Below are 20,396 nucleotides of genomic sequence, written 5' to 3'. Positions count from 1 at the left end.
CCGAACATTTCCCGCTTCCACTACATTTATTAAAAGAGGGGGCAGGAGCGGCAATAACTTAGTCAATTCCTGATGAGCTAAAGTAATATCTACAGGAAATTTTCCAAGCGCCCCGAAGGGAGAGGAGAAAAAATACCGATGAAAACGATCTATCGGATCTATCCGTCTATAGGAATTGCCCGGATAGGAAACAGCGAGGCAAGTTATTTTGTCGGTCCTGAATCTCCGGGGGTTGTCTCGGATAAACCTTACCGCGACGATTCATCCCCAGGAAAAATTAAGCCGCAAGCAGCCCGATTTCGAGTCTATCAATTCACACGCGATGAGTTTGGTGAAGAAACGCTTGAGCGAGAGGTGACTCCAGATGAGAAAACCCATATCAAGTGGAGCGTGCACCTCGTCAATCGCAAAGCGGCCGCGGCTCAGTTTCCTCCGGGAGGCCCATCGGCGCCACATCGAAATGAAGGCTACGACCGGGCCGGGTTGGTCATCGACGCGGGCGCGCAAACCCGGTCGGGAAAGAACAAACCACCTCTCACGCTCAGCGGGGATATCCATTTCATTCTGAATGGAAATGTTGAAGGGAGTAAAAGGGGCGTACTCGGCCGTATACTCACCGATAAGAAGGGGCGCCTGATCGTGGTCGGGGGTCCCGGTAAATCGAGTTCCCCAATCGGTAGCGGCCTGAATAATTTTGCCAACAATGACGGCTGGTACGACGGTGTCTCCGATGGTCCCGTAAATGCTGTGGTAGAGGTCACGGATAACGAACCAATCCTCGCGGAAGGTGGCGCGTGGGTGGTGATCGCCCCTCCGTCGTATGCGGCCGGCATTGAGAACGTAACCACATGGTATGACCAGGCGCTGAGTGTAAACGCGCGGACTTTTTCCCCGCATCTCATGAAAAAAGTACCCTCGTTCACTCGCGATATCTATCCGATACTGAAGCGTACCGTATTGATATCATGGGTGGTTGAGCAGAGCAACCGCCACCACGGCGTCTCTGGAAACTTCCTGACTCCTGCACGACTGATCAGGCTGGCGGACAAATCGCCGATTCCAGGGCGGTCCGGCAAGGCGTTTTCAACAAGTTGATGAAACCCAACACCAACGTTCATCCGAACTCCGCCCCTCCAGCATTTGGCCAGAGTAATATGCCATACGTGTATAGTGGGCTTGATCCGGACAATCCGCTACAAGGCGAGTTTGCGGCGCTGACAAGCTACCAGCATGCAATGATGGAAAAATGGTCACAGGGCGATTTTTATGCCGACTGGGTAACCGAACCCACACCCGTTCCTTTGGACGAGCTCTCGCTCGATCAACAACCGGACGCACTGACCCGAGCAGCTCTGGAAGGCTGTATCGGTGCACCGTTCTTCCCGGGGATTGAGGTTACTTACGTGATCGCGCAGGCGGCGACCTATGAATCGCCATTCCGTATCAAACATACCCTTCCGCCAGGCTTTCTGACTGAGCGCATGGCGCTTCCCTGGCAAGCCGATTTTTCCGCATGCGGCCAGTTATGGCGGCCGGCCCAGCGGCCGGTAGATGTGATTACTGCAGCCGGGATTCAGCCCTTCTCTCGCGGCATTCGTGACGGTGACGACGGGTATCACGATATGGTGAGATGGTGGACAGAGCTGGGCTTTGTCGTAAAAAAGGGTGATAAATTCATCGAGGATGAGCGCAACCCGATTCGGGGCGTATCCTGATTGAATGAAGACGTTGTTGCCAGCGGGCCTGGAGGACGGGAACGATTGCGAGGCTCTGGACAAGCATAAAGCCTGAGCCATGATTAAAGATCGAACCCCGGGGACGGCATAATCGAGATGATTTCGGCAAGCGTAACCCGTCGGGCTACCTCGGAAGGCATCGGCGCTTGAAGTTAACCCTGCGCCTGCTTGAAAACGGAAGGGTCGAGCTGGTATCTCTGGAGCAGCTTATAAAATTCTGTACGATTGCGTTTGGCGAGCCGCGCGGCCTGCGTGACATTGCCCCCCGTAATCTTCAGCACGCGTACCAGGTAATCCCTTTCAAAGCTCTTGCGTGCGTCTTCGAAGGACACGAGGTGCTCTTCTTCATGGTGCATTGCGTCATACACCAATACAGGCGAAATAAGAGGAGCCGTACTCAAGGCAACGCATCGCTCGACCACGTTCATAAGTTGTCTCACGTTTCCGGGCCAGGAGGCGCTTACCAACATTTCCATCGCCTCGGGAGCGAATCCGTTAATATTTTTATTGTACTTTTCTGAAAACGTGCTGAGAAAATAATTCGTGAGCAAGGGGATGTCCTCGCGCCTTTGTGACAATGCCGGAATTGTCAACGCAACCACATCCAACCTGTAATACAGGTCTTCGCGAAAGGTGGTGGCCGCAATTTCCGCCTTAAGGTCCCGGTGCGTGGCAGAAATAATGCGCACATCCACCGTCATCGCTTGAGTGGATCCAACTGGGCGAACCTGCCTTTCCTGTAGGACTCGCAACAACTTGACCTGGAGCAAAAGCGGCATATCCCCGATTTCGTCGAGAAATACTGTCCCCCCCTCGGCTAGCTGGAACAACCCCTTGTGATCTCGGACCGCGCCTGTAAATGCGCCTTTGACATGACCGAAAAGTTCCGATTCAAGTAATTGTTCCGGAATGGCTGCGCAATTGATAGCCACAAACGGATGATGGCAGCGTTTGGACGCATCATGGATCGCATGAGCAAATAATTCTTTGCCGACGCCACTTTCGCCATAGATCAGTACACTTGCATCGCCTTCCGCAACCAGCCCCGCTTTGGTCAGCAGATCCTCCATCACCGCGCTTTGGGTAATGATATTTTTCCTCCACGATGCCTGCGGAGCTTCTTTTTGCTGGTTGCCTCCCGGGACAAGCCGCAGGGCTTGGCTAATGTTGGATAACAGCGTCTTGCTGTCAAAAGGTTTAGCCAGATACCCAAACACCCCCCGCTGCACCGCTGCCACGGCATCTGGTATCGTCCCGTGCGCTGTTAATATGATCACCGGCAACGTGGGTAACGTACGATGGATGTGGTCGAATAACTGCATGCCATCCATGCCGCTCATCTGCATATCACTGATGACCAGTTGTGGCCGCGCCACGTCCAGATAGTTGAGCGCTGCCTCCGCGCTTTGCACAGCCTCTGTTTTATATCCGGCAGCGTTTAGCCGAATCACGAGTAATTCAAGCAGATCTGTATCGTCATCAACAATAAGGATTTTTGGCTTCGTATCAGGCATCTTGCGAGCGCTTTTTCAAGGTTCTCTAAGAATAAGGTTTTTTTCCATGCTTTTTATGGCATCGATTTGACTTTGCAGGGTTTCTACGCGTTTCTGCTCGTCTTTAAGTTTTTGCGACAACTCTTCCATTCCGTGGTTTACACGCTGTTGTTCTCCCAGCAGACTCGCCAACAGGTTTCGGAAGCTTTGCAAACTCGTAGTGGTCTTCGTATCCCGCGGCCACTCATTGAGAAGATTGATAGCCGAATGTAAGTCGCGAAAGGAGCTGTTCGGCAAGATAAGAAGCAATACCAGTCTGGCGCGGTTCACATCGCTTTTATTTTGCGCAAAATTCTGCTTCACTTTTTCGTACACGCGGCCGAGATCCGCGGGAGACTGCTTACGCAGGGATTCGTAATACTGCATCATATCATCCATCTGCCCGGTCACAGCAGTCTCCGCCGATGCCTGCGCCGGGGCCACCGTGGCTGGATTTTCCGGCGTTGCCGAATTTTCCCGCGTTGCCGAACAGGCGGTCAACAGCGACCCTGTCATATAGATCGCCGTGCAAAGTAGGATGAATTTCCCGTTAAGCCTACTCATGAATTTCATCCGGATCACGAATCGGCAAGGTAAAACGAAAGTGTGCGCCGACAGCGACTCGCGCGACAAGCTCGATATTGCCCCCATGCGCAAGGGCATACTCACGCGCGATGGAAAGCCCCAGTCCAGTGCCCCTCACGTGGCTGTCAAGCACGCGCCGCCCCTGATAAAAAGGCTCGAATATTTTCTCGCGGTCGGCTTCATCCACGCCCGCGCCCGCATCCACAATGTCCAACTGAGCCAGCTCGGCTGTTTTACTTGTCCAAATACGAATGCAGCCACCCGGCGGCGAAAATTTCACCGCGTTCGATAACAGATTGTCCAAGATAATTTTTATTTTCTGTTCGTCGCAGTCGATCACGATCTCCGGGACAGACAGCTCCATTCTCAAGCCCTTGCTCATGATAATAAGGTTCTGGTCTTGTAGCACCGCATCCAGAATTTTAGTCAGATTCGCTTTCTGTTTCACCAGCGCGGCCTTCTCGGCCTGGAGGGCGCTGTAGTTCAGCAAGTCTTCGATACGACGCTGAAGTTGAACACTATTGCTATGGAGTATACGCGCGATGCGCTGCTGTTCTTCGGTCAAATCCCCGACCACCCCTTCCGCAAGCAGATCGGCGCCTTCACGCATGGCGGTAAGCGGCGTCTTGAGTTCGTGGGAAACATGTTGCAGAAATCGGGTTTTCTGCTCTTCGAGCTTTAGCAGTCGCCGCCGCATCCAGTCCAAACGCTCGCCGAAATACACCAGATCCTGCGGTCCATCCACGCGGATGACTTTTGAGAGTTCACCCTGGCCCATATTGCGTATCGCCTCATCAATCTGCCGGATAGGCCGTGCTATCCGCACCGAGAAAGCAAATGCCAGCAAAATTGCAAATGGAATAAGCGCCAGAAGCTGCCACCCAACGGTAAATCGGGCGTACCCCGCCATGTCCTGCATTTCGTCGACCTCCCGTTCAATCAATGCATAACCAACCGTAGCAAAGGTGCGCGCGGAATCTCGCAGAAGCACAAAGCTATCGATAAGATCGCGCAATTGTTCAGGCGACTGTTTTAAAGCGGAGACTTTCTGGTAAATAGAAGCTTCAGATGATTGCAGTTGTGTCAACAATTGCTCCTGCTCAGCATGCAAGGAGAGCTCCAATAGGCTCGCTGCGGTGGTTTCGAATTTGTTATGCGCGCGAAAATAGCCTTCCAGTAGGGATGTATCGTGCAGGATGTGCGTTTGCCGCACAGCCCGTTCCATTGTGGCGATTTCGTCCGCCAGCGCCCGGCTGCTGTGTGCAATTTGTGCGGCTTGGTAAACCGCTTTGCGGCTGTGGTCAGCAAGCCGGTCAATGGAAAGCGCGTTGTTGACGAGAGCGATGATGAGCGGCAGACCTACAAGCGCAAAGCCTAGCAGGATCAATTTAAGGAAAGATTGCGGATGACGCCGCATGCGCAACATCGACCCTGCGCCAGACGCGGACTCCTGCCTTGCGGCCTCTGCGCGAGCGGTCATTTATCTCCTTTGATGCCCCTCCAGCATGAGACGAAGTCTACTGGCCGGGGGTTCACGCTTATGAAATTCATGCTTTAGCGGTTAGAAAACGGATGAGTTGCAAAATTGGTCGAAATCGCGCTGAAGGGCGGAAACTTTTGCCCGCTTCTTTCAATCCGCTGTTCGATCGCATATCCGTTCCGGTTATCTTAATTTTTGCTGCCAGCAGGCGCAACGTAGGGTTTGCAATAGTGCTTGGACGGAAACTCCTTGCTTCGGCGGGAATTCATAACCACATCCCCGCCATTTCGGACACACTCCATTATCGATTTATCAAGACTTGCATAATGCGCATCCGGCTCCGTCCTAGCCGATACCGCCGGTACTTTTTCTTTGATTTTGACGCATGTGTCCGGCTCGCCCTGGACCGGCGGTGCATCTTTCGTCGGTGGCAACGGGCACAATTTGCATGGATTCCCAGGGCACAGGCAGCCGTTGCACTCTGCTTTCGCTACCCCCGTCAACGTCGAGAGCAGGATCGCTAGAGTAAGCTGGCCGAATAGCAACAGCGCTCTGCTATACATTGTGTTCATTCATACTCCTCGCTAATCTTCCAGTGTTCGCATTTTAGCAATATGGACACCCTTCAGAGTTTTATTATGCTTGCTCCTTTACGGAAGATGTGGGCCGCAGCGAGATACGCGAGCGGACGCGGCCATGCATCGCTTCACGCGTTCTTCGGCACAAAGGCTCCAGCGAGCGTTATGAATCTTGCTCGGCTAACTCGTTAGAGCAACTTTTTTACATTCTCAGGCGGGCGGCACAGCACTGCCTTATCGCCTCGCACGACAATGGGTCGCTGAATCAAATCCGGGTTCTCCACCATGACTTTTATCAACTCATCATCTGACAACCCTCCCTCGCCGAGGTCAAGATGACGCGCCAGCGGTTCGTCTCGGCGTAATATTTCGCGTGCGGTCATGCCAAGCTTATCGATCAGCTCCCGCAATCGCTGCGCGGTTAAAGGTATCTCATAATAATTGACGGCTTCGAACTCCGCACCACTTTCTCGCAGAAGCGCGAGCGTTTCACGGCATTTACTGCATGTAGGCTTCTGGTAGACGACCATCGTGTCATTCATGCATTCCTCCTATAATCAAAATCATACTTTGACCCAGCAGAATTCCGTCTTAAAACAAACCGAAGCGCTCATAGACGCAATGCCAGATGCGGTCGCTTACTTGCGCCTTTCGTTATCGGGGACGATCTTTTCCAGGACATAACGGGTCATGCTCAAAGCAAGCTCGTGCTCGCCAAGAAACACCTCACCGCCGCTCTCCTTACGCAGCAAGGCCGCCTCTTCTTCGTTATGCGTTCGCACGATAATCTCAATTGGCGGGTTAAGTATACGTGCGATTTCGATCATACGCCGCGCACGTAATGTATCGGGCACCGCTATCACCAGCATGGCCGCCCGCGCTATATGCGCTTGTATAAGCACCGCGGGCTCCGCGGCATCGCCCGCCACGGCGTGGATTCCGCGCTTGCGCAACCCCTCGACTACTTCCCTATTTTGTTCCGCCACAACAAGCGGCATCCCTTTTTTGGCCAATGCTTCGCCAATATAACGGCCGACACGACCATAGCCGACAAGCACCACGTGGCTGGTCACGTAACTTGACGCAACTGTCGTAGGCAGTTCGGCCAGAGGATCGTCTGATCGTTCCAGAAGCAAAGCAAGCTTGGAACGAGCGCGTATCCAGGCTTGCGCTGGCTCAATAATCCTGAATACCAGCGGATTAAGCGTGATCGAGATGAAAGCGCCGGCTAGGATAAGACTTTGCGCCTCAACCGGCAAAAGCCCGAGAGAAACGCCAAGGGCCGCGAGGATAAAGGAGAATTCTCCGATCTGGGCGAGACTCGCTGATACAGTGAGGGCCGTATTAAGCGGATAACGGAAAAGGAGCACGAGAAAAAAGGCCGCCAAGGATTTTCCAACGATGATAATCCCAAGCGTTGCCAGGACCCGAAGCGGCTGTTCTATGAGAACATTTGGGTCAAACAGCATCCCCACCGAAACAAAAAATAGTACCGAAAAAGCGTCCCGTAACGGCAGCGATTCCTGAGCAGCCCTGTGGCTCAAGTCGGATTCGCGCATGACCATTCCGGCGAAAAAAGCACCGAGCGCAAAGGAGACACCGAAAAGCATTGCCGAACCATAAGCGATGCCTATCGCTACCGCGATAACGCTCAGAATGAAGAGTTCCTGGGAATTCGTGCTGGCGACATGCCAGAGCAGCTTGGGGAAAACACGCTTCCCGACAATAAGCATCAGCGCAACGAATACGGATACTTTGCCAAAGGTGATCAAAAGCGTAGTAAAGAGGTTGGAACCGGATTGATCAGGTGTTGGATGGCCCGGATCAACACCCATCCATCCGGCGAGTGGAGGCAGTAGCACCAAAACCAGGACCATCGCCAAGTCCTCGACGATCAGCCAACCAACCGCAATTGATCCATTGACGGACTTTAGCAGACCGCGTTGTTCAAGCGCGCGTAGCAATACGACCGTGCTGGCAGTGGAAAGCGCGACTCCGTATACAATTCCCACGGCAAGATTCCAGCCCCACGAAACAGCAACGATCGCGCCGAAGGCGGTAGCAACCGCAATCTGGACCAGCGCACCTGGCAGAGCAATTCGTCGGACCGCCAGAAGATCATCCAGCGAAAAGTGTAAACCTACGCCGAACATGAGCAGAATTACGCCAATTTCCGCCAGTTGGCCCGATAGCTCCATGTCAGCCACGAAGCCGGGTGTATGGGAACCGAGAATGACGCCTGCCGTGAGATAGCCCAGCAGCACAGGGAGTTTCAGGCGATGAGCGATGAGCCCCATCAGCAGCGCCAGGCCGAGGCTAACAGCAATGGTAGTGATCAGAGTAACGCTGTGAGGCATGTATCTTATAAAACGTTGGGAACTCTATGATAAACGTCGCGGGCGTGACGCATACCGGAGACGAAAGGTGTAAAGGGTATGAAGGTGACCGTATCCTCCTCACTTGGTTACACGTGGTAATCTCAGCCATGCCGCTCGGGAACCGCCACGTCTCAGATTGCCTCAAGCCGAATGCTCGCGGGGCGTCGTCTCATGCGTGTTCAGGCCGAGACGATTCGTTCCGACTCCTGGCTCCTCGATCTACCGGCCAAAAGGAGGCCGGCAAAGTTGTCCGGGCCTGGCGTTAGGGTTCTAAGGGAGTTTCTAGCGGATGATAAACAGCACTCTTACGGCGCTCACCTCTGCGTTTATCCACGCGTCCGCGCCATATATACCTCGGACGTCTCGGCTTATTCCCGATTCTGAACGGCTCCGCTGGACGCACTTAGACATTCCGTAATGCCTCCAGCGGTTCAATATATTTCATACCGAATTCCTGCGCAACAGCCGCATAAGTAATATGACCACGATGTGTATTCAATCCATACTGCAAGGCGGGAGATTTTCTTACCGCATCCAGTCCTTCATCGGCAAGGAATAGCGTATAACTAGCGGTTTGCGTGTTAAGGGCAAAGGTGCTTGTGCGTGGAACCGCGCTGGGCATATTCGCGACGCAATAATGAACAACGCCGTCTACATCGTAGGTAGGATTGCTATGGGTGGTAGGCCGCGTGGTTTCTACGCAGCCGCCCTGGTCAACTGCTACATCGACAATTACGGAGCCTCTGCGCATATTTGGCAGCATCGCAGCCGTGATCAGCCACGGTGCTCGTCCGCCAGGAATTAAAACCGCGCCAATTACCAGATCGGCATTGTAAACCACCTCTTCAATGTGATAGTCATCGCTGATACGCGTTTGTAATTGGCCCCGATAAATGTCATCCAGATATTTCAGCCGATCATGGTTTATATCCAGCACCGTCACCTGCGCACCGCAGCCTACCGCTACCCGGGCAGCGTTCGTTCCCACAATGCCCCCGCCGAGAATGGCCACGTTGGCCGCGGCGACACCAGGTACTCCTCCCATCAAAACACCGCGGCCACCGTATGTTTTTTGCAGATAGTTGGCGCCGATCTGGGTCGCCATCCGCCCGGCCACTTCGCTCATCGGGGTCAACAGAGGCAGTTTTCCTCCTTCCGTCTGAACCGTTTCGTAAGCTATGGCTGTAACATCGCTCTTCAAAAGAGCGTCGGTGAGAAGTTTGTCCGACGCCAGATGAAGATAAGTGAAAAGAATCAGGTCGCGATGCAGGTACCGATATTCGGCTGCGACAGGCTCCTTGACCTTGACGACCATTTCGGCTGCCCAGACATCTTCGGCGTGAGGAACGATGCTGGCACCCGCTGATTGATACTCCCCATCCGCTAAAAAACTGCCTTCCCCCGCCCCGCTCTGCACCAGCACCTGGTGTCCGTGCCGTGTTAGAGCTCTGACGGTACTCGGCGTCATCCCCACCCGATTTTCGTGATCTTTTGTCTCCTTGGGTAATCCGATCAGCATGAGTTTATTTCTGACGCTTGATAAGCAGAGCAGAACCTTTCATTCAACAGGTTATTATGAATTCCGAAGCAAAGGGAGCAGCGACGAATTCGATTAAGATAAGTCGCGGTCTCGTCTGAATGCGCCGATAATTGTTCTGCCTGCAAGTATACAACTCGATCCAGAATCGCTGGAAAATAATAGCGCTAACCGTAGTTGCAGGACGAATCCACGGGGGAAAAATCACGAATGAAACCCATTTTCCGCCTCCGGCACGCTGTTCGTGCCGGACATGATTCCTTATGCCCCCGAAAAATCAGACCTTCACTATGTCGCCTGTTAGAGACAATATTTAATATTTAAAAACAGAGATATAAATTAGTTTCCCGCGAAAGATGTCGTCAAACGGAGACACATCGCATTCTCACGGCAGGAAACAGATTCTACCTGCTGCTCCTCGCTTCCGGCTACGCATAGAAACTGGAGCGTCGCAAAAACACGACAAAATCCCGGCGAAAAACGATTAAAGAAAGAGGAGATGGAATTGACCAACTGTATGAGACGCTTAATCCGGGATGGCACAGGAATTGCTCGTCGTTAGTGCTCGTTAGATTAAGTTGCTAAAACAGTTCTAACATAAAAAGATTTTCTCGGCAATGGTTGAGTAGGCGCCGACGAAAACGCGAAACCTGGTGACAAGAGAGGAAAAAAACTCGAATGAGCTTTTACTCATACAGGAGCAACCATTATGGCTAACATAACAGGCACAGATAGATCAGATACCATCAACTCGCAATTTGTTTCTACAGGCGTTACCGGAGGGCCTTCCACTTCCGGGGCGGACCTAATTTCCGGACGAGGCGGTCGCGATAGAATAGACGGGAGCGGCGGCAACGACATCATTAACGGCGATGACGGCTCCGACGTTCTGCGTGGAGGTGATGGCAACGATGAAGTTAACGGCGGTGCGGGAAACGACGACTTGTCGGGCGGCCGTGGGAATGACAGGTTGAACGGAGGCACCGGCGATGACTGGCTATTGGGAAATGAAGGCAATGATTCTCTGTCAGGCGGCGATGGTCGCGACGCTGTTAGCGGTGGCGACGGCGATGACCGCCTGTGGGGCAATGCAGGAAATGACACGCTGTCAGGGGGGAATGGCAATGATTCGTTCTCAGGCGGCGATGGCCGCGACGCTATTAGCGGCGGCGACGGCGAGGACTGGCTGTGGGGCGATGCAGGAAACGACACCCTGAACGGCGGCGATGATCGCGACACTCTCTTCGGAGGTCTGGGCGACGACAAGCTTAACGGCAATGACGATAACGACAGCATAAACGGCCACGATGGAAATGACATGCTATCGGGCGGCGACGGCGATGACCGCCTGTGGGGCAATGCAGGAAACGACATGCTGTCAGGGGGGAATGGCAACGATTCGTTCTCGGGCGGCGATGGCCGCGACGTCATTAGCGGCGGCGAGGGCGATGACTGGCTGTGGGGCGATGCAGGAAACGACATCCTGAACGGCGGCGATGGTCGCGACACTCTGTTCGGGGGTCTGGGCGACGACAAGCTTAACGGCAATGACGATAACGACAGCATAAACGGCAACGATGGAAATGACACGCTATCGGGCGGTAGCGGTAACGACAGTTTGTCGGGAGGCGACGGGAACGACAAGCTATGGGGCGACAGAGGAGATGATCGACTGTCGGGAGACAACGGAAATGACTGGGTGTCGGGCGGAAGTGGCAATGACTGGCTGTCGGGTGGGGATGGCGACGATCGGCTGTCAGGCGAGGATGGCAATGATGAGCTGGTGGGCGGCGACGGCATGATCTGCTGTCGGGTGGAAACGGAAACGACAAGCTGTCCGGCGGTGACGGTGCCGATATACTCACCGGCGGACGGGGGACCGACACCCTGACCGGCGGAGAAGGCCATGATACTTTTACCTTCAACTCCGTTAATGATAGTCGTTCGGGATTTGATATCCGGGACGTCATTACGGGCTTTGATGGAAGCGGCCCTTCCGGCGATCAAATCGATCTCAAGGGAATAGATGCGAACAGGACTACGTTTGGCAATAATGACTTTACCTGGAAAGGAAGCGCAGGCCCGACAGGCGCCGCGGGGGAACTCTGGTATGTAGACGAAGGCGCGAATCGGCTTATCAAGGGCGATGTCGACGGCGGCGGAAACGCTGATTTCGAAATTCAGCTCGTAGGCCATCCCAACCTGAACGTCAGTGCCTTACCCGACTCGGACATCATCCTTTAACCATTAGGCAACTATTAGCAAATACGGCATCCCTCCATTCCTGAAGGGATGCCGTTCAATAATCACTCAAGTCGGACCCAGGCCTGTTCTTTGGCTGCAGAAAATGCCCCCTACAAGGCCTTGACCATATCTTCCACCACTTTCTTGGCGTCGCCGAACACCATCATAGTCTTGTCCATGTAGAACAGGTCATTGTCGAGACCGGCGTAGCCGGCTGCCATGCTGCGTTTGACCACCATTACGGTCCGCGCCTTGTAGGCGTCCAGGATGGGCATGCCGTATATCGGACTCCCCTGAACGTTGGCGGCAGGGTTCACCACATCATTCGCACCCAGAACCAGCACCACGTCCGTATTGGAAAAGTCACTGTTGATCTCATCCATTTCCAGTACTTGCTCGTACGGTATCTCTGCTTCTGCCAGTAGAACGTTCATGTGACCGGGCATGCGTCCAGCTACAGGATGGATCGCAAAGCGGGCGTTCACACCCTTGGCATGCAGTTTTTCCGCCAGTTCCTTGACCGAATGCTGCGCCCGTGCCACGGCTAGGCCGTAACCAGGCACTATAATGACGCTGTCGGCATTACCCATCAAAAATGCCGCGTCGTCGGCGCTACCGCTGCGATAGTTTTTCTGCGTCTGATCGCTTGCAGCCGCGGTGCCGCCTTCGCTGCCGAATCCTCCGAGTATCACCGAAAGGAAGGGCCGATTCATGGCCTTGCACATGATATAGGACAGGATCGCGCCGGAACTGCCGACCAGTGAACCTGCAATGATCAGCATGGGATTACCGAGGGAAAAGCCGATACCCGCCGCCGCCCAGCCGGAATATGAATTAAGCATTGAAATGACCACCGGCATGTCTGCGCCGCCGATCGGAATGATGATAAGGAAACCAAGCACGAAAGCAATTGCAGTCATGGCCGCGAAAGCTGTCCAGTTCGTAGTTTCGCTGAAGAAGAACCATAGGCCGAATCCCAGCATGACAATTGCCAGGATCAGGTTGACCATATGCTGGCCGCCAAAGGTAATGGGCGCACCACTCATGCGACCCGACAATTTCAGGAATGCGATCACCGAGCCCGACCAGGTCATCGCGCCGATGAATGTACCGAGGAATAACTCTAGTTTGCTTCCCATAGGTAATGTCGCGGGCAGACCGAACGAAGCCGGATTATTGACTGCAGCGATAGCGATAAATACCGCCGCCAGCCCCACCAGGGAATGCATGAATGCAACCAGTTCCGGCATCGCCGTCATTTCCACGCGTCGTGCAACAACCGCGCCGATAGCGCCGCCCACTCCGATACAGACGAGAATCAATGCCCAGTTCTTTGTAATGGTAAGGGTGGTGACGACTGCAATGGCCATCCCCACCATGCCGAACAAATTGCCACGACGCGCGGTCAGGGGGGAACTCAGGCCCTTGAGCGCCAGAATAAAGAAAACCGACGCGATGAGATACGCAAGTGCGACCGTATTTGCCGACATTGACTAGCTTCCTCTTTTATCTTTTTTTCTGAACATTTCCAGCATCCGCTGGGTAACAAGAAATCCCCCGAATACGTTGATGGCAGCCAGGGTTACCGCTACCGCACCCAGCCATACGCCCCAATCGGTTTCTGCCGGGCCGGCCGCCAGCATGGCGCCTACCAGGATAATGCCCGAAATGGCGTTGGTTACCGACATGAGCGGTGTGTGCAACGCCGGCGTTACGTTCCATACCACGTGATAACCGACGAATATCGCCAGCACGAACACGGTTAAATTAATAATGGTTGGGTCAACTTCACCAATCATGGTTACTCCTTCTATGCATTAACTGTACCGTAAATTCCTGTTAATCTTCACTCAAAGCCGCGGCTCGCCTTTGCCGCTGCGACTCTTGCGTCACACTTCAAGTTTTCCGGATAACTTCCCCACCTGTGCAGACCAGTGTTCCAGCGATGACTTCGTCTTCGCGGTTCATGACGAAATCGCCATTTTTTGGATCCAGCATCAGATTAAGAAAGTTCATCAAATTACGCGCATATAAAGCGCTGGCGTCCGCCGCCACCAGTCCTGGCAGATTGGATATGCCGATTAGATGCACGCCGTGCTTCACCACGATCTTATCCATTTCCGAAAGGGGACAATTGCCGCCCGCCTCTACCGCCATGTCAACGATAACCGACCCCGGTTTCATCGCCCGGACCGTTTCTTCCTTGATCAGAACCGGCGCCGGACGGCCGGGAATCAGCGCGGTGCTAATGATGATATCCGCGGCCGAGGCTCGCTGATGTACCAGTTCGCCCTGGCGCCGCTTGTAATCGTCGGACATTTCGCGCGCGTAACCGCCAGCTGTTTCCGCCTGCGCTCTTTCCTCATCGCTCAGGGGAACCTCGACGAATTTAGCGCCCAGGCTTTCCACCTGTTCTTTTGCCACCGGACGCACATCGAATGCTTCGATGACGGCTCCCAGACGCTTGGCGGTGGCAATCGCCTGCAACCCGGCCACTCCAGCGCCCAGAATCAATACCCGCGCCGCTTTCACCGTACCCGCCGCGGTCATCAGCATGGGAAAGAATTTCTGATAGACGTTTGCCGCCATCAATACTGCTTTGTAGCCGGCGATGTTCGCCTGAGATGACAGCACGTCCATACTCTGGGCGCGGGAAATACGCGGCAGCCTTTCCATGGCGAATGCGGTCACGCCGTGACGGGCGAGGCTTTCAATACCCTCCACGTGATGCGGCGAGAGCAGGCCCAATAAAACGGCGTCCTTAGGGATCAAAGCCAGTTCGCCAGCTTCCGGACTACGCACCTTCAGCAAGATCTGGGATTGATCGTACAGTTCTGCGGCGCTGCCTATAATGTTTGCCCCAGCAGCCTGGAAGGCCTCATCCGGTATGCTTGCCCCGGCACCCGCGCCAGACTGTACCAGAACAGCATGCAGGCCCTTGGCGGTAAATTTCTTCACCGTCTCCGGGGTGGCCGCAACGCGGGTCTCCCCCCCGCGGATTTCCACGGGTATACCTATACGCATCGATTCTCTCCCTTATCTTTTCGGCACTCGCCACGGGTTTTCAAAAACCGCGGAAACAACTTGCTTAGCATTATCGCTGTCACTCCTCATCGATCACGAAGGTCGGATTATAAATGAACCTGAAGCTGATGAACGAAGCGATTGATAAGCGCAGCGTCTACGAGTTCACGTGCCGATCTGGTTTTTTTCTAAGCAATGACTGATCCAACGTGTCGTAAGTTTTTCCTGCACGCTGTTCTGACGTAAACGCGAGGCCAATCCGCCGAAATCCACTTGATCGAGCGGTTGATCCTGGTTAAAGCAGGAAAACACGTACGTTACTTCTCCCGTTTCGGGATCCTTGTGAGGTTGAAGACACTGAGCGCAGATTTCCTTCATCATGCATTGCATGGGCGAATTAATGGAGCCGATAGCAAAATGGTCTGTTTTCAGGTAAGGCCGAAGCTTGTCATGGCGTGCAGCACCCACTGCCGCCATCATCCGGTCGGACCCAATGGCGATGATACGGTGGGCGTCAGCCAATCGAATTTTTTGGTGCCCCAAGGCACCGCTTCCATAAGCCGCCATCGCCGCCACGATATTGCCCACATAACTGAGATCATCCGGTCGGGAAGGCTGAAAACCCGGCGCCTCGTCGCAACACCATACCACGACATCGGCGGCGGCCTCGATTTCCGCGACTTTATAACGGTCGATCAGTTTCTTGTATCCCGCGAAATACAGGATTTTCGATCCCGCCGCCCGTGCTGCCGCGCCAATCGAAAACAACACCGCATTACCCAACCCTCCACCCACCAGGATGACGGTCTCATCCGGCAGAATCTCGGTGGGGGTCCCGGTAGGCCCCATCAGCACCACCGGGTCACCCGGATTGAGCCTGGCGCATAAGTCGGCCGAGCCTCCCATTTCCAGCGCGATCAGCGATACCAATCCCCGGCCCACATCAACTGAAGCGCCGGTAAGGGCGATGCCCTCCATTGCCAGCTTCGTTTCGCCCGCCGAAGAAGCGAGCGCTGCGAAGTTCTGGAAACGGTAGAACTGGCCCGGATGAAACCGCTCCACTGCCATGGGAGCGTGAACAACCACCTCGATAATATTTGGAGTAAGACGCTCAACCTTATGCACCGTGGCGCGTAACTGACCATTCATTTCAGCGAAAAACAACCAGGCCGGCTTGGAGGATGCGGGAGCCACCCTTTCGAGCACCGCGCTTACGACCGGATAGCCTTGTTTAGCGCTGGACATCGCCTTAACCACGTTGCCTGAATAGGACGGGTGCAGATCACCGAAAAAACTGATGAAGCGCCCATCGCCGTACCGGCTCAGCAGCACGCCCGGGTTTTCCGGCTTGGGATTTGCCCTTGGAAGGCTGACGGGATCTCCGTTTTCATCGCAAGCAGCGAAATAACGGCCGTTCAGCTTGAAATTCTTCTCGTCTTCTCTGGCGAGAACCGTGTTGGGCTGCGTTCCTGCTGCCACCAGAACTGCGCGCGCAGGCAATACCACCTCTCCCGTTGGCTGCCACGATCCGGTTTCATCCAGCGTTTGCACCGCAAACTGCACAGACTGCGCGTGCTCCCATTTATCGGTATCCACTCGCACCGGCGTGAGGCCCTCGGCAAACCATATCCCCTCCTCCAGCGCTTTCTCGACCTCTTCGTGATTAAGCGTATAGGAGGGGCTGTCGATCAGTCGCTTGCGATAAGCGATAGTGGCGCCTCCCCACGACTGCAGCAACTCCAGAACGCGTGGTGCGCGTCCTTCCTGTTCCGCCTGTCTCCGCTCCGCGCGTATGGCGCGCGCGTGGCTAAGAAATTCTTCGGCGATAACACGCTCTTCCTCGTCCCAGGCCGAACGGATGGCAGCCTCCCCCTGCACCGCTGTAAGAATTTCGTAACGCCGCAGGAACTTATCTACTTGCACCGGATAGTAGGCAAGTGCTTCGGTAGCAGTGTCGATAGCAGTAAGACCTCCACCGATAACCACCACAGGAAGACGTAGCTGCATATTGGCCACGGAGTTGATCTGAGCCGCGCCCGTCAACTGCAACCCCATCAGAAAATCAGAGGCAGCACGGACGCCGCGCGCAAGACCATTAGGCAGATCGAGGACAGTGGGGCGTCCAGCACCCGCGGCAAGCGCAACGTGGTCGAAACCCAGGGCGAACGCATCATCGGCCGTGAGAGTCCCACCAAAGCGCACGCCGCCAAAAAGCGCAAACTCCTCTCTTCGCTCAAGAAGCAAGCGGATCAGCTTGAGAAAATTTTTATCCCAACGCACGGTGATGCCATACTCGGCCACACCGCCAAAACCGCCTGGCATGCGCTCATCCAGACTCTCGGCAAGCTCGTCAGCGTTCCGGATAGCCCTGAATGGGACATGTCCACCTTCCCCATTCACGCCGGATATCTCCGGCGATAATGGCTCAATCTTGAGACCATCGATACCAACTACCGCATGGCCATCATTCATTAAATGATGCGCCAGGGTATATCCCGCCGGGCCCATGCCGACTACCAGCACTTTCCGGCCTGTCGGCGCCTTAGGCAGCGGTCGTCGTAAATTGAGCGGATTCCAGCGCGTGAGAAGGCTGTAAATTTCGAAACCCCAAGGGAGCTCCAGCACATCTTTGAGCGTGCGCGTCTCAGCCTGAGGGATATCGACCGGTTCCTGTTTCTGGTATATGCATGACTTCATGCAATCGTTGCAGATTCGGTGGCCTGTGCCTGCGCACATGGGATTGTCGATCACAATCATGGCCAGGCTGCCGATAGTCACGCCTTGAGTCTTCAGCTTATGAAACTCGGAAATTCGCTCTTCCAGCGGACATCCCGTTAGCAGAACCCCGAGCTGGCTTTTTTTAAAGGATGAGGCCTCCCCCGGAGCTTTTGGCTTCTCCTTCATCCCCTTGGAGCATGAATCTTTTCCCTGCTCATGGCACCAGATGCAGTAATTGGCCTCATCCAATGCGCCCACTAGGTCGGTGCCGGGATCAGTAAGCGCGAATCCCTCCCGCCGACGGATATGATGAAGACTATGAACGGTGTAGCCCGCGCTGTTGTCGGTATCGGTCGACAAAAGATGCAGGAAATCGAGTTTTGCAGGCGCCTTGAACAATACCCCGTCGCGATTACGCTCCCTTCCGGCGGCTGTCTTCAGCGCCCAGGCTGCATACAGCAGCGCGTCCTTGATCCGCTCTTCGTTTGTCCCTTCATCCAATTGCCACTCCGTGACCTTGCGCGCAAATGCCAACTCGGAGAAAGGCTCAGCCAATTCGGCCGCCAGCTTTCCTTCCAGCGCAATCCCATCCACTTGCGCAATCTCCGCCTCGCTTACCTTGTTCGTCGCGCGGCGCTGAACAAACTGCCTTTTGCATGAATAAAGCGGGGAAAGCTCATGATGCCGTGCGGCGAGGGCGCTGACTTCCCGCTCAATGCCAAACAGTCTGGCAATGAAATCGTCCATCCAAGGCCCGATCTCAATCAGTAGCGCAGCTTCTTCCTTGCGGTCCATGCTATCTGGCTGGGCACGAGCGTGGTCCAACCGGAGGCGCAGTCCTTCTTCTCCTTCACCCAAAAATTCAAGAAATGCCTGATCCAATCTTAACAACCCTTCGCGGCAGTAAAGGTCCGTAAAATCCATTCCGAATCCCAGCGCGGGAGGGATGACGTTGGTTGCCGATAAAGGGTTGGAAGCCAATTGTAAACTTGTCATGATAAGGTCATCAAAAGTGTAAGGTAAAGAATTGAAAAGCATATCCAATCAGTTATTGGATTGTAATTATGCTTAAAGTTTTATAACCCTTTTCAGTTTGTGCTTTTCGCAGCCACAAATACAAAAGCGGAAAGGCTTTTCCCGCCTTGTCCGCCTTTTCAACCTCCCTCAATTATTCCTGCGTGGCCCGGCGATAATCCAGTGATATCCGGTACTCAACCGTTTTGTGGACAGACCATGCCTGCGGCAACGGTATTATTATTGGCTTCATCAATGACAATAAAGCTTCCGGTAGCATGATTACGCTGATATGGATCGCAAGCCAGAGGCTGATGTACTTTGATTAATACCCGTCCTATATCGTTCATTTTCAGGGTATCCGCCGCCTCATGCTTCAGCGTGTTGACATCGACGCGATACGCTATCCGGGAAACGAGTGCCTTAACCGTTCGTGTCGTGTGTTTGATGAGATATTTTCGCCGCGGGTCGAGACTTTGCTCAGAGAGCCAGCACAGCATCGCCTCAAACTCCTTCGTGACCGTGGGAACCTCGATCGACTTTACCAGCATGTCTCCCCGTGAGATATCCAGATGGTCCTCGATCGTCAGCGTAACCGACTGCGGCGCAACGGCGTCGTCGAGATTGCCATCATAGGTGACAATTTCCTTGACACGCGAAGTCAATCCTGACGGCAGAACTTTCACTGAATCGCCAACGCTGATGAAACCGGACTCAATACGGCCCATGTAACCCCGAAAATCATGTAACTCCTCCGTTTGTGGCCGGCAAACCAGCTGTACCGGGAACCGGAAATCTTCGAGGTTGATGTCGTGGTCAATGGGAACGTTTTCCAGCAACTCCATCAGTGTCAGGCCGTCGTACCAGTCGAGCCTATCACTCCGTTCCACCACCATATCGCCGTTTAAAGCCGACATCGGAATATAGGCGATATTTCTCAGCTTGAGTCCACCGGCAAAAGCATCGAAATCCTTGCAAATTCGCTCGAACACCTCGCGGGAATAATCCACCAGATCCATCTTGTTGACCGCCACCACGAGATGAGGAATGCCAACCAGACTTGCAAGGTACGCATGGCGGCGGGACTGCGTCAGTACGCCCTTGCGCGCATCGACCAAAATGATCGCCAGATTGGCCGTGGAGGCCCCTGTAACCATATTGCGGGTATACTGCTCATGGCCTGGGGTATCCGCAATGATGAATTTCCGCTTTGGAGTCGCGAAGTATCGATAAGCCACATCGATGGTGATGCCTTGTTCACGCTCGGCTTGCAATCCATCGGTGAGCAGGGATAAATCAACACTACCCATTCCGCGGCGCTGCGAAGTGTGCGTAATGGCGCTCAACTGGTCCTCAAAAATCGATTTTGAGTCGTGCAGCAACCGCCCAATCAGGGTGCTTTTGCCATCATCCACGCTACCCGCGGTGATGAAACGCAATAATTCCGTATGATCAAAAGAAACACTTTCAATGGCTGACATTTAAAACTCTTCTGGACAATTTTTCCGCTAAACGCTTTTCCGTCTTCCTGGCACTTATGACGTCCTGCCGACAAAACCCGAGGTGAGAT

The 20,396-nt window shown here is 54.1% G+C and carries 15 protein-coding genes; 4 read left to right on the top strand and 11 right to left on the bottom strand.

All coding sequences use genetic code 11. The features are described 5' to 3' along the window. Positions 1-138 precede the first annotated feature (138 nt). Together R5L00_RS12815 and R5L00_RS12810 are read left to right on the top strand one after the other, a co-directional pair. The gene (locus R5L00_RS12815; RefSeq protein WP_317652108.1) at positions 139-1,095 is read left to right on the top strand and encodes a LodA/GoxA family CTQ-dependent oxidase; all 957 of its coding nucleotides are present in this window, start codon (positions 139-141) and stop codon (positions 1,093-1,095) included. Beyond that, positions 1,095-1,715 (top strand): LodA/GoxA family CTQ-dependent oxidase, encoded by a 621-nt coding sequence (locus tag R5L00_RS12810; protein WP_317652106.1) that lies wholly within the window; start codon positions 1,095-1,097, stop codon positions 1,713-1,715. Before R5L00_RS12815 ends, R5L00_RS12810 begins: the two co-directional genes overlap by 1 nt. A 173-nt stretch (positions 1,716-1,888) precedes the next feature. Here R5L00_RS12810 and R5L00_RS12805 read toward each other — a convergent pair whose 3' ends face one another. The 6 genes from R5L00_RS12805 to ald all read right to left on the bottom strand — a co-directional run bounded on the left by R5L00_RS12805 (position 1,889) and on the right by ald (position 9,808). Then, the gene (locus tag R5L00_RS12805) at positions 1,889-3,250 is read right to left on the bottom strand and encodes a sigma 54-interacting transcriptional regulator (protein WP_317652104.1); all 1,362 of its coding nucleotides are present in this window, start codon (positions 3,248-3,250) and stop codon (positions 1,889-1,891) included. Between the two features lie 15 nt (positions 3,251-3,265). After that, the gene (locus tag R5L00_RS12800) at positions 3,266-3,832 is read right to left on the bottom strand and encodes a dihydrolipoamide acyltransferase (RefSeq protein ID WP_317652102.1); all 567 of its coding nucleotides are present in this window, start codon (positions 3,830-3,832) and stop codon (positions 3,266-3,268) included. After that, positions 3,825-5,333, bottom strand: a complete 1,509-nt coding sequence (locus tag R5L00_RS12795) for a HAMP domain-containing sensor histidine kinase (protein WP_317652100.1) — start codon at positions 5,331-5,333, stop codon at positions 3,825-3,827. The genes R5L00_RS12800 and R5L00_RS12795 overlap by 8 nt, the downstream gene beginning before the upstream one ends. Before the next feature lie 766 nt (positions 5,334-6,099). Continuing rightward, positions 6,100-6,453: an arsenate reductase (glutaredoxin) gene (gene arsC / locus R5L00_RS12790; RefSeq protein ID WP_317652098.1), complete on the bottom strand. Its 354-nt coding sequence runs from the start codon at positions 6,451-6,453 to the stop codon at positions 6,100-6,102. Between the two features lie 96 nt (positions 6,454-6,549). After that, positions 6,550-8,268, bottom strand: coding sequence for a YbaL family putative K(+) efflux transporter (ybaL, locus tag R5L00_RS12785; protein WP_317652096.1), 1,719 nt, complete (start codon positions 8,266-8,268; stop codon positions 6,550-6,552). A gap of 424 nt (positions 8,269-8,692) precedes the next feature. Next, positions 8,693-9,808 carry an alanine dehydrogenase gene (ald, locus tag R5L00_RS12780; protein ID WP_107693367.1) on the bottom strand — a complete coding sequence of 372 codons (1,116 nt, stop codon included), beginning with the start codon at positions 9,806-9,808 and terminating at the stop codon, positions 8,693-8,695. Between the two features lie 727 nt (positions 9,809-10,535). On the opposite strand from ald, the gene R5L00_RS12775 reads away from it, so the two are divergent. Continuing rightward, a complete protein-coding gene (locus R5L00_RS12775; protein WP_317652094.1) occupies positions 10,536-11,717 on the top strand; it encodes a calcium-binding protein in 1,182 nt (393 codons plus the stop codon). After that, a complete protein-coding gene (locus R5L00_RS15945) occupies positions 11,630-12,070 on the top strand; it encodes a M10 family metallopeptidase C-terminal domain-containing protein (protein ID WP_411555623.1) in 441 nt (146 codons plus the stop codon). Before R5L00_RS12775 ends, R5L00_RS15945 begins: the two co-directional genes overlap by 88 nt. 110 nt (positions 12,071-12,180) lie before the next feature. On the opposite strand, the gene R5L00_RS12770 is transcribed toward R5L00_RS15945, so the two are convergent. The 5 genes from R5L00_RS12770 to cysN form a co-directional block, all read right to left on the bottom strand. Continuing rightward, positions 12,181-13,560, bottom strand: coding sequence for an NAD(P)(+) transhydrogenase (Re/Si-specific) subunit beta (locus R5L00_RS12770; protein WP_107693369.1), 1,380 nt, complete (start codon positions 13,558-13,560; stop codon positions 12,181-12,183). 3 nt (positions 13,561-13,563) lie between these two features. Beyond that, positions 13,564-13,869, bottom strand: coding sequence for an NAD(P) transhydrogenase subunit alpha (locus tag R5L00_RS12765; RefSeq protein WP_107693370.1), 306 nt, complete (start codon positions 13,867-13,869; stop codon positions 13,564-13,566). 97 nt (positions 13,870-13,966) lie between these two features. Beyond that, positions 13,967-15,094, bottom strand: a complete 1,128-nt coding sequence (locus R5L00_RS12760) for a Re/Si-specific NAD(P)(+) transhydrogenase subunit alpha (protein ID WP_107693371.1) — start codon at positions 15,092-15,094, stop codon at positions 13,967-13,969. 165 nt (positions 15,095-15,259) lie between these two features. Further along, a complete protein-coding gene (locus R5L00_RS12755; protein ID WP_317652090.1) occupies positions 15,260-18,808 on the bottom strand; it encodes an FAD-dependent oxidoreductase in 3,549 nt (1,182 codons plus the stop codon). Positions 18,809-19,023: 215 nt separating this feature from the next. After that, positions 19,024-20,307, bottom strand: a complete 1,284-nt coding sequence (gene cysN, locus R5L00_RS12750) for a sulfate adenylyltransferase subunit CysN (RefSeq protein WP_317652088.1) — start codon at positions 20,305-20,307, stop codon at positions 19,024-19,026. Positions 20,308-20,396: the final 89 nt, after the last annotated feature.

It is taken from the genome of Nitrosospira sp. Is2 (genome assembly GCF_033095785.1).
Classification (GTDB): Bacteria; Pseudomonadota; Gammaproteobacteria; order Burkholderiales; family Nitrosomonadaceae; genus Nitrosospira.
Note: the sequence above shows the minus strand (reverse complement) of the source record. Positions and strands in the feature narration are given on the sequence as shown.